At 68.9% G+C, this 13404-nt stretch carries 12 protein-coding genes; 8 read left to right on the top strand and 4 right to left on the bottom strand.

Features of this window, described 5'->3' with window-relative positions; genetic code table 11:
* Positions 1-86: 86 nt before the first annotated feature.
* Positions 87-896, top strand: a complete 810-nt coding sequence (locus ACFY2X_RS15775) for a class I SAM-dependent methyltransferase (RefSeq protein ID WP_389938421.1) — start codon at positions 87-89, stop codon at positions 894-896.
* A gap of 93 nt (positions 897-989) precedes the next feature.
* On the opposite strand, the gene ACFY2X_RS15780 is transcribed toward ACFY2X_RS15775, so the two are convergent.
* Entirely contained in the window at positions 990-2813 is a 1824-nt protein-coding gene (locus tag ACFY2X_RS15780; protein ID WP_389938424.1) for a M14 family zinc carboxypeptidase, read from the bottom strand.
* A 120-nt stretch (positions 2814-2933) separates the two neighbouring features.
* Complete coding sequence (locus tag ACFY2X_RS15785; RefSeq protein WP_389938426.1) at positions 2934-3341, bottom strand: ATP-binding protein; 408 nt, start codon at positions 3339-3341, stop codon at positions 2934-2936.
* Between the two features lie 189 nt (positions 3342-3530).
* On the opposite strand from ACFY2X_RS15785, the gene ACFY2X_RS15790 reads away from it, so the two are divergent.
* Complete coding sequence (locus ACFY2X_RS15790) at positions 3531-4358, top strand: helix-turn-helix domain-containing protein (RefSeq protein ID WP_389938429.1); 828 nt, start codon at positions 3531-3533, stop codon at positions 4356-4358.
* Between the two features lie 24 nt (positions 4359-4382).
* On the top strand, positions 4383-4613 hold the full coding sequence (locus tag ACFY2X_RS15795) for a DUF397 domain-containing protein (protein ID WP_389938431.1): 231 nt from the start codon (positions 4383-4385) through the stop codon (positions 4611-4613).
* A gap of 42 nt (positions 4614-4655) precedes the next feature.
* Here ACFY2X_RS15795 and ACFY2X_RS15800 read toward each other — a convergent pair whose 3' ends face one another.
* Positions 4656-6368, bottom strand: a complete 1713-nt coding sequence (locus ACFY2X_RS15800) for a hypothetical protein (RefSeq protein WP_389938434.1) — start codon at positions 6366-6368, stop codon at positions 4656-4658.
* 284 nt (positions 6369-6652) lie between these two features.
* Here ACFY2X_RS15800 and ACFY2X_RS15805 point away from each other — a divergent pair, with 284 nt between their 5' ends.
* Entirely contained in the window at positions 6653-7837 is a 1185-nt protein-coding gene (locus ACFY2X_RS15805) for an RNA-guided endonuclease InsQ/TnpB family protein (RefSeq protein ID WP_389938437.1), read from the top strand.
* 124 nt (positions 7838-7961) lie between these two features.
* Here ACFY2X_RS15805 and ACFY2X_RS15810 read toward each other — a convergent pair whose 3' ends face one another.
* Complete coding sequence (locus ACFY2X_RS15810; protein ID WP_389938440.1) at positions 7962-8168, bottom strand: hypothetical protein; 207 nt, start codon at positions 8166-8168, stop codon at positions 7962-7964.
* A gap of 394 nt (positions 8169-8562) precedes the next feature.
* On the opposite strand from ACFY2X_RS15810, the gene ACFY2X_RS15815 reads away from it, so the two are divergent.
* The 4 genes from ACFY2X_RS15815 (at position 8563) to ACFY2X_RS15830 (ending at position 13381) form a co-directional block, all read left to right on the top strand.
* Positions 8563-9069 carry a carboxymuconolactone decarboxylase family protein gene (locus tag ACFY2X_RS15815; RefSeq protein ID WP_389938443.1) on the top strand — a complete coding sequence of 169 codons (507 nt, stop codon included), beginning with the start codon at positions 8563-8565 and terminating at the stop codon, positions 9067-9069.
* Positions 9070-9115: 46 nt separating this feature from the next.
* On the top strand, positions 9116-9868 hold the full coding sequence (locus ACFY2X_RS15820) for an SDR family NAD(P)-dependent oxidoreductase (RefSeq protein ID WP_389938446.1): 753 nt from the start codon (positions 9116-9118) through the stop codon (positions 9866-9868).
* 311 nt (positions 9869-10179) lie between these two features.
* Positions 10180-12087 carry an asparagine synthase (glutamine-hydrolyzing) gene (gene asnB / locus ACFY2X_RS15825; RefSeq protein ID WP_389938449.1) on the top strand — a complete coding sequence of 636 codons (1908 nt, stop codon included), beginning with the start codon at positions 10180-10182 and terminating at the stop codon, positions 12085-12087.
* Between the two features lie 283 nt (positions 12088-12370).
* Positions 12371-13381, top strand: a complete 1011-nt coding sequence (locus ACFY2X_RS15830) for a glycosyltransferase family 4 protein (RefSeq protein WP_389938451.1) — start codon at positions 12371-12373, stop codon at positions 13379-13381.
* Positions 13382-13404 lie beyond the last annotated feature (23 nt).

Here is a 13404-nt window from a genome sequence, read left to right on the forward strand (position 1 = left end):
TTATCCAGCCATATATTGAGATGATTCCTCTTAAAATATGAGACTCCTGTTATGGTCGGACAACCCGGCCGAAGGAGTGGTCTTCCATGTCAGCGAAGAACGTCGTGTACACCCACGGACACCATGAGTCGGTGCTGCGGTCCCACCGATGGCGCACCGCGGAGAACTCCGCGGCCTACCTGCTGCCGCACCTGACGCCGGGGATGTCGCTGCTGCACGTCGGCTGCGGGCCCGGCACCATCACCGCCGACCTGGCGGCGCTGGTCGCCCCCGGGGTGGTCACCGCGGTCGAGGTCACCGCCGAGGCGCTCGCCCTGGCGCGGGCGGAGGCGGAGCGGCGCGGGCAGCCCGGCATCGAGTTCCGCGTCGCCGACGTGCACGCGCTGGAGTTTCCCGACGACACCTTCGACGTCGTCCACGCCCATCAGGTGCTGCAGCACGTCGGCGATCCGGTCCAGGCACTACGGGAGATGCGCCGGGTCTGCAGACCCGGCGGGATCGTCGCGATCCGCGACAGCGACTACGCCGCGTTCGCCTGGTTCCCCGAGCCGCCCGAGCTGGACGAGTGGATGACCCTCTACCAGCGGGTCGCCAGGGCCAACGGCGGCGAGCCGGACGCGGGACGGCGGCTGCTGTCGTGGGCCCGCGCGGCCGGCTTCGCCGGCATCTCCGCGAGCACCTCGACCTGGTGCTTCGCGACCCCGGAGGATCGCGCCTGGTGGGGCGGCATGTGGGCGGAACGGATCGTGAAGTCCGACATGGCCCGCCAGGCCCTGGCCTCGGGCGCCGCCACCGATGACGACCTGCGCCGCATCTCCGAAGGCTGGCGGAGGTGGGCCGCCGAGCCGGACGGCTGGCTGTCCCTGCTCCACGGCGAGCTGATCTGCCGCGCCTGACCCGGCGGCCAGGCGGCCGTCCCACCCTCGCCTGCGCCCCGCCATGGCAGTCCGGCGGAGGCGCCCCGTGAGAACGGGGCGCCCCGGAGGAGATCAGGACTGCTGAGTGATCTTGACGTCGTCGATTCCGGCCTCGACCAGGGAGGCGCCGGAGGCGTCGGCGGCCTCGATCAGGATCCGGACGGTCTGCCCGGCGAAGGCGGAGATGTCGACGCTGGCCGTGGCCCAGGCGCCGTTGCGGTTGGTGGCCGCGCCGAGCTGCTGGAACACCTGGGAGCTGGTCGAGCCGACGACCCGGACCCGCAGGAAGTCGGCGCTGGAGGCGTTGGAGCCGTGGGCGAGATACCAGGAGAAGCCCAGTCTCAGCGTGCCGCCGGAGGGCAGGGTGACGGCCGGGGACTGGATGCTGGTGGTGCCGCCGTCGATGTCGTGGTCTCCGGCGGAGGCGCCGGCCAGTCGTCCGGTGACCAGGTCGTTGGTGCCGCTGACCGTGGTGCCGAGCTGCTTGGCGCCGCTGGAGGTGGTGGCCTCGGGGTCACCGCGTTCCCACTGGCCGGTGGTGGCGGTGTCGGTGCCGCCGGGGTTGGCGGTCCAGCCGGTCGCCGTCTCGAAGGTGTCGGAGTAGACCGTCGTGGGCGGAGGACCGCTGTTGCAGTACTGCGCCTCCTTGCCGATGATCCGGTAGACGCAGTCCGAGTATTCCAGGAAGCGGAGCACGGCCTCCCGGTTGCGGGTCGTCTGGGGGACGATCTGCTCGTCGGGCGGGTAGAAGCCCGGGGACGCCCCGGTCGGATACATCTCGAAGGTGTAGCTGAAGATCTTCTGGGTGCCCCACATCCAGTCGTCGATCGAGCCGTCGGTGATGTAGAGGTCGCTGGCCTGCTGGGGGGTGTAGCCGTTGGTGGAGGCCATGTTCTGGCCCAGGGCGGCGAAGGCGTCGTGGTCGTCCTGCGTCAGGCCCGGAGCGGTGTCGTCGAAGGTGTAGCCGTACGGCCACAGGATCAGCTCGCTGTAGGTGTGCCAGTCGATGTTCGTCTTGATCTGCTGCACACCGCCGACCACCCGGCCGCGCACCCAGTTGGCGACCGCCCTGACCTCAGGCGCCGACTCTGCCGCCGTGCCGCGGTAGGTCTCACTGGAGGTGGAACCGGAGGAGCCGCCGCAGCAGCCCCAGTTGTAGGCCCAGTTACGGTTCATGTCGGTGCCCACGGACGACGAGCCGGAGTTGGGCTGCCGGTTCTTCCGCCAGGAGCGGTAGGAGCCGGAGGCGATGTCGTACTCTCCGCCGTCGGGGTTGAGGTCCGGCATGATCCAGATCTCGCGCGAGTTCACCAGGTTGGTGATCCTGCTGTCGGTGCCGTAGCTGTCGGTGAACAGGTTGAGCAGATACATCGCCATCTCGACGGTCAGGTGTTCCCGTGCGTGCTGGTGGTGGGTGAACAGCACCTCGGGCTCGTTCTCGTCCGTGCCGACGTTGTCGCTGATCTTGATGACCATCAGGTCACGGCCCTCATAGGAGGTGCCGTAGCTGAACTTGCGGGCGATGGCGGGATGGTCGGCGACGATCTGGTTGATCTCGGCCGTCATCTCGGCGTAGTTGTGGTAGCCGGAGTCCGCCGGCGGGAAGTCGAAGGCCCGGGCGGTCGGGGATAAGGCCTTGGGGATCTCCGTCACGGTGTAGCCCAGTTTCCTGATGGCGGCCACCTCGGCCTCCGTGGCGGTGACCACGACGGAGCCGGGGTCCACCTGGTCGATCGCCGCGCCGGTGGCCGCGACCGCGCTTCGCTGCTGGGAGTTGCTCGGGCCCTGCACCTTGTACTGGCTGTTCGGCGGCGGCTCGGTCGAGGCGCCCACTCCGGTCATGCCGAGGCACGACAGCGCCAGGATCGTGAGTATCACGATCAGACGACGTCTCACCTGCGTCCTCCTCAGACACGTGATCTAGGGGGGTTGTCACGTGCCTGCACCGAGAGTCAGGCAAGGATGTCGATTCGCAAAGGCCCAAATTTCAGGACTTACATGGACTTCGCCCCCTGGTCAGAAGGCGACTTCAAACCAGAGGGTCCTGAACCCGCCGGGGTCATCATCCCGGACTCCCCACCTGGATGCGAGGAGGTCGACGAGAAACATGCCGCGCCCGTTCTCCGCGTCCGGATCGTTGCGCACGTGCGGCACCGACAATCCCGATCCGGCGTCGGAGACCTCCACCAGGACGGTCCTGGAACTCACCGCCACGGTCATCGCCACCCGGCCTCCGCCGCCCGACCCGGAGTGGACAACCGAGTTCGTCACCACCTCGCTGACCAGCAGGATGACGTCGTCGGAGGCGGGATGGCCCTCTCCGAGGAGCTCTCTGATCCGCCGCCTGGCCGCCGACACCGACTCCGGAATCCCCCGCAGAGTGACCGTCGATCGAGGCGGAACGGTTTGCTGCCCCGTCGTCATGATTGGCCTCACTCCCCGACATACATATTCCCATGCACGTCGCACTCCGAGATGGCACACTCACTCACGGTGAACTTTTCTACCAGGGACTTCAATAGCTCATATTGAGATTCCACAGTTTCCTTGCCCCCGGACGGAGGTACGTGCATGGCTTCCCGGCGCAGTCCCACGGCCCGGCATCGCCGTCTGATGGCGGAACTGAGTCGCCTGCGGGAGAACAGCGGGCTGTCACGGGTGGAGGTGGCTGAACGGATCGGCTCCACCGACACCACCGTCTGGAGATACGAGACGGGTTTGACCCGTCCCAAACCCTCCGACGTGTCGGCCCTCACCGATGTGTACGGCGTGACCGGAGAAGCCAGGGCCTCCCTGATCCAGATGGCCAGGGAAGCCCGCCAGCGAGGCTGGTGGCACCGGCACCGCCAGGCGCTCAAGCCTGGTTTCGACTCCTACATCGGGCTGGAGGCGGAGGCGTCGGTGGTGCGCTCCTACGAGCCACTCGTCGTCCCCGGCCTGATGCAGACCGAAGCGTACGCGCGTGCCGTCATCGAGGCGACCGCCATGACCCAGGCCCCCTCCGAGGTCGATGAGAAGGTCTCCGTTCGCATCTCGCGTCAGCAGTTGCTGTACGGTCCCGGTGACCCGATCCAACTTGTCGCGGTGCTCGACGAGGCAGTACTCCGGCGTCAGGTCGGCGGGCCCGAGGTGATGCGCGAGCAGTTGGAACGACTGGTCGACCTCAGCAGGCTGCCCAACGTGGAGATCCGGGTAATCCCGTTCTCCTCCGGGGCGCACGCCGCGATGGACGGCAAGTTCTGCCTGCTCAGCTTCCCCGAGCCCGGAGATCCCGATCTCGTCTATCTGGAACAGGCCGCGAGCGGGCTCGTGCCGGAGGACCCGGAGGAGGTGCGCCGTTACACGCTCATGTTCGGGAGCCTTTCGGCACTGGCTCTCGGCACGGAGGCGTCGGCCGCCTTCATCGCCCAGATGGCGAAGAGTTGTTTCACCCACCAATAGGAAGAGAGAGTACGGGGGTCCACGATGGATCTGTCCAGCGTCGCGTGGCGCAAAAGCAGTCGCAGCACCAACGGAGGCGACTGCGTGGAAGTGGCGGTCGTGCCCGGTGACCCGGCCATCGCCGGGCACAAGGCCGACGCCGAGGAGCTCTACCTCGTCCGCGACTCCAAGGACCCGGACGGCCCGGCCCTGGCGTTCACTCAGCGCGAGTGGGACGCCTTCGTCGGCGGCGTGAAGAACGGCGAGTTCGACTGAAGACGTCTCCGGGGGAACCGGTCACCGGTTCCCCCGGAGTCCTCAGCGGGAGGTGGGGTCGTCGGCGCCGTTGTAGCCGAGAATCCGCATCGCGACCTTGGGGTCCATCGCGGCGGCCAGGAGCTGGGCCCGCTCCACGGCACGGTCCCGCTGGGCCTCGGCGCTGGCCCGGGTGGCCTGGTTTCCCCGGATCACCGCGAAGGCGATGCCCGCCACCAGGACGACCGTCACCACCGCACCGAGCACCACCACGAGCGCCCCGGGCTGAAGTGCCCCGGTTTGCAGCGTCCCGTTCTCCGCGACCACCACGTTCGCCTCTCCGCTCAGCGCGTAGGCGCCGAGCCCCGTGAACACGGCCAGCGCGGCCAGACTGGCCGCGACCACCGCCACCGTCCGGAGCCGCGGCCCCCTCTTCCGTGCCGGAACACCGGACGGCGAAAGCCCGGACGGTGAGGGTCCGGCCGGTGAGGGTCCGGCTGGTAAGGGCCCGGCCGGCGAGGGTCCGGGCGACGGAGCCTCCGGTGACGACGGCGGGCGGAGCGCCTGGCCGTCGTCACCCCACGGCACGAAGTCCGGTTCGGCGGCGGCCACCGGCCCCACCGCGGCGGGCAGTGCGGAGCCGTGACCGTTGCCCGTCACGACCACGCCCTGGACGAGCGCCGCGGCGGGTTCGAGCCGGGGCGGGACGACCGGGGCGGGTAGCTCTCGCTCCACCCGGCTGTGCTCGCGGTGCGCCCTCGCGGCCTCCAGGTGATATTCCTCGATCTCCGCGTAGAACTCGTCCGAGGCGTAGGCGGAGCCGTCCACCAGCGGTCCCGGCCGGTGCTCCAGGACCGCGACCACGTCGTCGCCGTTGAGCGTCTTGTGGGTCTCCAGCGCGTGGGCCAGGCAGAGCACCTCTCGCCGATGCTCCCCCAGCAGGGTCTCGGTCGCCTCCAGCAGGCGCACCAGGTTGTACTCGATGCGCTCGCCCAGCACGTCGGGGGCCAGCGCCTGCCCGCCACCCGGCGTCCTGGTGAAGCCGACGCCGCCGGTGCCACCGGGTTTGGGCATCGACTTGCCGCCCACGATGTCCAGCTCCTGCAGCGCGGGCACCGAGGTCACCCCTCGTCCCATGCCCCAGTGCGCCTCCATCAACGCGGTGAGATAGGTGGCCGAGAACAGGTCGCCGGAGACGCCGGAGGAGTTGTCCTCGTCGAAGAACATCCGCTCCCCCGCCAGCGAGGCGAGCGAGACCATGATGTCGGCCTCGTGCTCGGACTTCCACCGGGTGAACTGGTCCTCGGGCTTGATGCTCGCGACCATGCCGAGGTAGTCGGCGCCTTTCTCGATCGTCGCGATGTCGATCTCCAGGTGGTAGCGGGTGCGGTAGGCGGCCACGGCATGACACGCTTCGTGCACGGCCACCGCGTGCCGCTCGCGCTCGATGTACTCCACGTCTTCCGGCGGCCCGAGTTGCTTGAGCCGTTTCGCCCTGGTCACATCCGACCACGTGATGGTCTCCCGGCCGTCGCGGATCGCCGTGATCAGCGACTCGTTCACCAGATCCTTGATCGTGGCGCCGGTGGCGTAGGGCGTGATCGTGGCCAGCTTGTCCAGCTGCTCCTCGGTCAGCTCGTGGTCGACCTTGTCGAAGTAACCTCGGTAGGTGCGGACGCGACCCGCTTTGGACGGATAACCCACCTTGTAGATGCGGTCGATACGGCCCGGCCGCAGCAGCGCCTCGTCCAGCGCGTCGGGCATGTTCGTCGCCATCAAAGCCTCGGCAGGGGACCGTCGCCTTCAGGCGACGGGGGAATACCGTCCCCACCGGGATGTCTTTCCGGTCTTTCCCCGGACCTGGGGCGGGCGATGCCGTTACATTGACCGGGTGGCTCCTCGGGTGCGTACCTTTTCCGGCAAGGCGTCTGACCTCGAATGCTGCGGCGCGTGCTACCCCCGGTGCCGCCGCCCCGTCCCGGGGGAGCGCGTCACGGTACGCCTTGAGGAAATGCTCCGGGCCAACCCTGAGGAGTTGATCGGCGTCACGGTGAGCGGCCGTGCGTAGATCCTATAAATTTCTGCTGCGTCCCACCCGTCACCAGCAGATCGCGCTGGCCGCCTGCCTGGAGGACCACCGGGTCCTGTACAACGCGGCGCTGGAGCACCGGCGCACCGCCTACCGCAGGGCCGGGGTGACCGTCCGGTACGGCGATCAGTCCGGCGAGCTCAAGCACATCCGTGCCGATGACCCCGGCGGGCAGGGCCGGTGGTCGTTCTCCTCCCAGCAGGCCACCCTGCGACGGCTCGATAAGGCGTTCGCGGCCTTCTTCGCCCGGGTCCGCTCCGGCCGCACGCCGGGGTTTCCGCGGTTCAAGGGGCGCGGCCGGTTCGACACGGTGACCTGGCCCAGGGACGGCGACGGCTGCCGGTGGGACGCCCAGCCGCACCACCCGGCCGCCACGTTCGTGCGGTTGCAGGGCATCGGGCAGGTGCGGGTGCACCGGCACCGCCGGGTCAAGGGCCGGGTGAAGACGATCAGCGTCACCCGCGAAGGCTCCCGCTGGTATGTGGTGCTGTCGTGCGACGAGGTGCCCGCCGAGCCGCTGCCCGCCACGGGCGCGGCGGTCGGGATCGACATGGGGGTGGCCTCCCTGGTCACCACCTCAGATGGCGACCCCGTCGACAACCCGCGTCACCTGGCCGCGTCCGCTGACCGTCTTGCGGCGGCACAACGCGCGCTCGCCCGCAAAGAACGCGGGTCCACCCGGCGGCGGAAGGCCGTGGCCCGCCTCGCCGCGCTGCACGCCACGGTGCGTCGTCAACGCCTCGACGACGCGCACAAGGCCGCACTCGCGCTGGTCGGCGCCTATGACGTGATCGTGCACGAGGACCTGCGGATCGCCAACATGACCCGCAGCGCGTCCGGCACGATCCAGGCGCCCGGCACGAACGTCGCGGCCAAGTCCGGTTTGAACCGGTCGATCCTGGATGCGGGTTGGGGGGTGTTCCTGCGGGTCCTCGCGCACAAGGCTGAAAGCGCCGGTCGCGAGCTGATCGCAGTCAACCCCGCCAACACCTCCCGCACGTGTGCCCAATGCGGGCACTGCGCTGCCGGGAACCGCGTCAGCCAGGCGGTGTTCCGGTGTACGGCGTGTGGGCATGCCGCGCCTGCCGACGTGAACGCGGCCCGCAATATTCTCCGGGCAGGGCTTGCCCTTCGCCGGGCTGCGCAAGCGGCTTAGCGAGAAGCCGCTCCCTTAGGGAGCGGAGGAGTCACCATGACGAGGATCCGATATTTGGGCGGCGGCTTGGGCCGCATGCCGAGCAGTCTTCGGACATGACGATTGATGATGCCTCGCGGCTTCTTCAGACCTGACAGCTCGGTGAGCTCTGCACACCGGCGCCCCGGACCACGTAATTGAAGCGCACGTGCACCCCGCGCAGGCCGTCCCCCAGCTGGAGAACCTCGTCGGCGAGCAGTTCGAAGCCGCTCAGCATAGGGCCGGGGAGCTGCGCGTACTCCATGCGAAGCGACTCGGTGACGGGGAGGACGGAGTTGCGTATGCCGTTCAAGGAGACCGCGTCGCGCTCCGCGGGAAGGAGCCTGGCGACCCGGAACGTAGGTGAACTCCGGACCCGCGCATCCGGTCAGCCCACCGAGCACGGCGGGTACAACCCCTGCCAAGACCGCGGCGAGCCTGGCCCTTGATCTTTTCATCAGGGCTATACCTCCGCTTTGCGGACCAACGAGGTAGTTGTGCCCGTTTTTCGAACGTCCCCCTCCTCTCACGACTCAGAAGTCTTGACCAAATCTTGGCGTTATGTTGGCTTCACTTGTTACAGAGCGTGGAATCAGACACGAAGCCGATCATGTGAGTCGCGGAAGCCGGCCGAACCTGTAACGCCCCATGATCCCTGGCACGACATATTGATACATGTCAGGCCTACCAGTGAGAAGGATCCGCTCGTGACTTCTCCGCTCCCCGAAGAGAGCGGCTTCTCGCCTCCCTCCGCCGAGGAAGGCGACGACGGCCAAGCCCTGACCGTTTCGAACGAAGGAACCGGCCGACCGACGGACTCGGAATACCTCATGAACGACCACGCGGACGACAGCGCCCCTGTCCGCCGGGCCTGCGGATTGGAGATCATGAAGAGGGTCTACGGCCACGACCACGTCCATGACGGTCCCGGCGACTTCTTCGGCATGACCGTGGAACATCTGTTCGCCGAGGTGTGGTCCAGAGACGGCCTGAGCGTGCGGGACCGCCGGCTGCTCCTGCTCGGCCTCCTCGTCGGCCAGGACATGAGCGACGAGGTCAGACTCCAGCTGGACGCGGCCCTGCGGACCGGGGAGCTCACTCCCGACGAGCTCCGCGAGATCGTCATCTTCCTTACCCACTATGCCGGGTGGCCGCGCGGCGCCAGGCTCAACACCCAGGTCGAGGAGCTGATCGACCGCGTCATGGGGTCGTAGCGGGTGCGGTTGCGAGACCCGGCGATGATCTCTCTAGACTTCGTGTATGCCCACCGCCCTGATCACGGGCGCGACCGCCGGTATCGGCGCCGCGTTCGCCCGCCGTCTGGCCGCCGACGGATTCTCACTCGTCCTGGTCGCCCGCGACGAGGAGCGTCTGGCCTCCTCAGCCGAGAGGCTGCGCCTGCGCTATGGCGTGAAGGTCGAGGTGCTCTCCGCCGACCTGGCCACCGACGAGGGCCTGCGAGAGGTGGAGAAGCGGCTGCACCAGGGGGTCGACCTCCTGGTCAACAACGCGGGTTTCGGCCACCCCGGCGCCTTCCTCGACGTCGCGACGGAGGAGGAGCTGCGGATGCTGAAGGTGCACTGCGAGGCGGTGCTGCGCCTGACGCTGGCCGCGCTGCCCGGGATGAAGGAGCGCGACCGGGGCGCGGTGATCAACGTGGCGTCGGTGGCGGCGTTCTTCACCCGCGGCACCTACAGCGCGTCCAAGGCGTGGGTGGTCAACTTCAGCGAGTCCACCGCCACCGAGCTGGCCGGCTCCCGCGTGCGGGTGATGGCCCTGTGCCCGGGGTTCGTGCGGACCGAGTTCCACGACCGTGCCTCCATGGATGTCTCAGGCATTCCCGGATTCCTCTGGCTGTCGGCCGACGACGTGGTCGCGGAGGCCATGCGTGACCTGGCCCGTGGTGTGTGGGTGAGCATTCCCGACATCCGCTACAAGGTCATCGTGGGGCTCGGCAGGCTGATCCCCCGCCGCCTGAGCGGGAAGGTCTCCCGCCGTCTGGGTCGCCGGTAGGGCGAGCGCCCGAAGCGGATCCCGGCGGGAGCGTCACGGTCTGAACGCACGGGCTCTGCCACGGCCCGGAAGCACGCCCTTCAGCGCAGGATCTGCGGCATTCGTCATGAGGTGAGACCCGTGACGCGGATGCGCCGGTCACCTTTTCCACGACACATCCCGGCGCGGATATTTCTCCAGCCGTACCCAGTGATTACTCTGCGTAAGATCATAAAAGTGGAGAGTATCCGAACCTGGGCGATGAAGAACCTCGACGCCGGCTCCATGACCGGGCCGTCTCCGGGCCTCCGCCGAAGCCTCCGGGAGAAGCGATGGGCGCGATAGCGGGCGCGGTCACACCAGACGGAGTGGACCCCGAGGTGGTCCGCCGCATGTGCCGGACGATCGCGCATCGCGGCCCGGACGGGAGCGGCCTCCACGCCGGGGCGGCGGCCGTACTCGGGACGCGCCGCCTGGCCGTCGTCGACGTGGCCGGGGGTGAGCAGCCGGTCTGCAGCGAGGACGGGAGAGTCGTCACGGTCCTCGACGGCGAGATCTACAACTTCGCCGGCCTCCGTGCGGAACTGCTCTCCCGTGGTCACCGGCCGGTCTCGAACGGCGGCTCCGAGTGCCTGGTCCACCTGTACGAGGAGTTCGGGGACGCGTTCGTGCACCTCCTGCGTGGCGTCTTCGCCCTCGCGATCTGGGACGGCCGCAGGCGCAGGCTGCTTCTGGCGCGCGACCGGGTCGGTGAGAAACCCCTGTACTGGGGGGTCAGGTCCGGGTCGCTGCGCTTCGCCTCCGAGGTCAAGGCGCTGGTCTGCGATCCGGAGTGGAGAGGCGGGGTCGACCCGGTCGCCCTCCACCACTATCTGACCTACCGGTACGTCCCGGCCCCGTGGTCGATCTTCGAGGGCATCCGCAAACTCCCTCCCGGATCCACCCTGGTGTGGGAGAACGGCACCGTGCGAACCGCCCGTTACTGGCGGCTGAACGCCGCTCCCCGGCCGGTCGCCTCGATCTACGAGGAGACCGCGCGCCTGCGGGAGCTGCTGGCGGAGTCCACCCGGTTGCGGATGATCGGGGAGCGCCCGATCGGCGCCTTCCTGTCCGGAGGAGTCGGCTCCTCGGCGGTCGTCGCGGCGATGGCACTGCAGTCTTCCCAGCCGATCCGCACCTTCTGCGTCGGCTTCGAGGACGCCGCCTTCGACGAGCGGGAACACGCCAGGGAGGTCGCCCGGCTCTACGGAACCGATCATCGGGAAACGGTCGTCACAGCGTCGGCCCTGGACGTGCTGCCCACCCTCGCCTGGCATTTCGACGAGCCGTTCGCCGACCCCTCGGCCATCCCCGGCTTCCTCGCCGCCGAGATGAGCCGCCGGGAGGTGACGGTGGCGCTCAACGGAGACGGTGGCGACGAGTCGTTCGGAGGCCACCGCCGTTACGCGTCACTGCGGCGAGCCGCACGCCTGCCGTTGTCGGCGGCGGCGCAGCCCCTGCTGAACAGCGCGGGCAGAGCCCTGCGGACCCGTTCCCGGCCCGGCTCACTGATCCACAGAACCGGGTGGGGCATGGAACTGGCGGGACTGCCGGCCGCCGGAAGATACACCCACATGATGTCCTCCTTCACCGAGGAGCAAAAAGACGAGCTTTACACGCCCGAGCAGTGGGCTCTGCTCGGGGACGTCTCAAGCGGGGTCATCATCGAGCACGCCTTCGAGGAGTCCCTGGCCGAGTGCGACGTCACCCGGATGATGGACGTCGACGTCAACACCTACCTGCCCGGTGACCTGCTGGTGAGGACCGACATCAGCACGATGGCCTGCTCGCTTGAGGCCCGCTCGCCCTTCCTTGACCACGTGTTCATGGAGTGGGCCGCGGGACTGCCCGGCGATCTGAAGGTGCGCGGCGGAACCACCAAATACCTCCTCAAACGGGCCCTGGTCGACTGGCTGCCCGCGCACCTGCTGGAGCGCCCCAAGGTGGGGTTCGGGATACCGCTGGCGTCATGGCTCCGTGCCGAGCTGCGCCCCCTGGCTCACGACCTGCTCACCGACGCCACCGCACGGGGCAGGGGGCTGTTCGACCCCGAGGTCGTCGACCGCCTGCTCACCGAGCACGCGGAGGGTCATGACCACTCCGACCGCATCTGGACTCTCATGCAGTTCGAACTGTGGCACCGGACGCATCTGCCGGCGCGGCCAACGGTCACCGACCACCACCGGTCCCGGTTCGCGTGAGGGCCCTGACTCCGGCGAACGGCGGGCCGGTAACGCAATGAGCGCGTCCTTCACCGCAAAGAGCGCCCATTCATCGCGTGTTACCAGGAAACCTCACATGCATTGATCTATAACGTGGCGCAGGCGATCGACCACACCATGAACACGACGCCGGCACGGCCGCCTGGACGATCGGGAACACGGCATGAACCACATGGCCACTACCAACCATCTGACGACTGGCGATGCGGACCTCCTCGGCCTCCCTCCGGCCGGCGCCATTGCCGGGGCCCGGTGAGGGGGCGTGATCTGGCTGTTCGCCGTCGCCCCCGTCGCCTGTTCGGTGACGCTCGTTCTCACCGGGTTGCTGGGGAGGCTGGCACCTCACCGGCGACCGGCCGGCCGTCCCGGCTCACCCGGGGCTCATGCCTGGCCCACGCCGTGCTCCGGAGGGATCGCCGTCGTCTTCGGCACGGCGGTGGCCGCCCCGTGGGTCCTGCCCGTGCCGCCGGTCACCGCCGTTCTCGCCGGAGCGTTGACTCTGGCCGTGCTCGGGTTGATGGAGGATGTCAGTCCCCTGTCCCCCGCGGTCCGCCTGGGGGTCGAGGCGGTCACCGCCGTCGCGGTCGCGCTCAACGGGGTCCACGTCACCGTGACGGGTGGATGGCTCGACATCGTGATCACGGCAGCCTGGCTGGTAGCGATCACCAACTCCTTCAACGCGCTCGACAACGCCGACGGCGCGCTGGGGTTGCTGGGCACGGTCAGCGCGACCGGGCTGGCGATGGCGGCGTTCCTCGCCGACCAGCCCGTCACGGGTGTCCTGCTCATCGCCGTGGCCTCGGCGGGGCTGGGATTCCTGTGGCACAACTGGGCACCGGCCAGGGTGCTCATGGGGAACGCCGGGTCGCTGTTCATCGGATTCCTCATCGCCGCCTGCGCCCTGCTCCTCGTGGCCGGGCGACCGGCCGAGCACACGCTGGCGGGGCTGCTGCTGCCGACCCTGGTCGCGACCGTGGACACCGCGGTGGTGGTGCTGGCCCGCGGCCGGCGGTTCCTCCACCCCGGTGCCGCCCACGTCTCCCACCGGCTTCGCGGGGTCGGCCTGGAGCCGTGGGCCGTCGCCGCTCTGCCGGCGAGCCTGGCAGGGGTGACCTGCGCGCTGAACCTCGCCGTGTCGACCGGTGCCGTCGACCCGCACACCGCGATCGTGGTGGCGGGGGGAACGGCCCTCGTCCTGATCGTCGTTCTTCTGTGGATGAACGTGGAGCCGCGCCTGCCCGCGCCGTTCCCGCCGGCCGTCAGGCGCCCCTGAGCCGGCGGGGTCCGCCGAACGGG

The sequence above is a fragment of the Streptosporangium sp. NPDC000396 genome (assembly GCF_042898655.1).
Taxonomy (GTDB): Bacteria; Actinomycetota; Actinomycetes; order Streptosporangiales; family Streptosporangiaceae; genus Streptosporangium.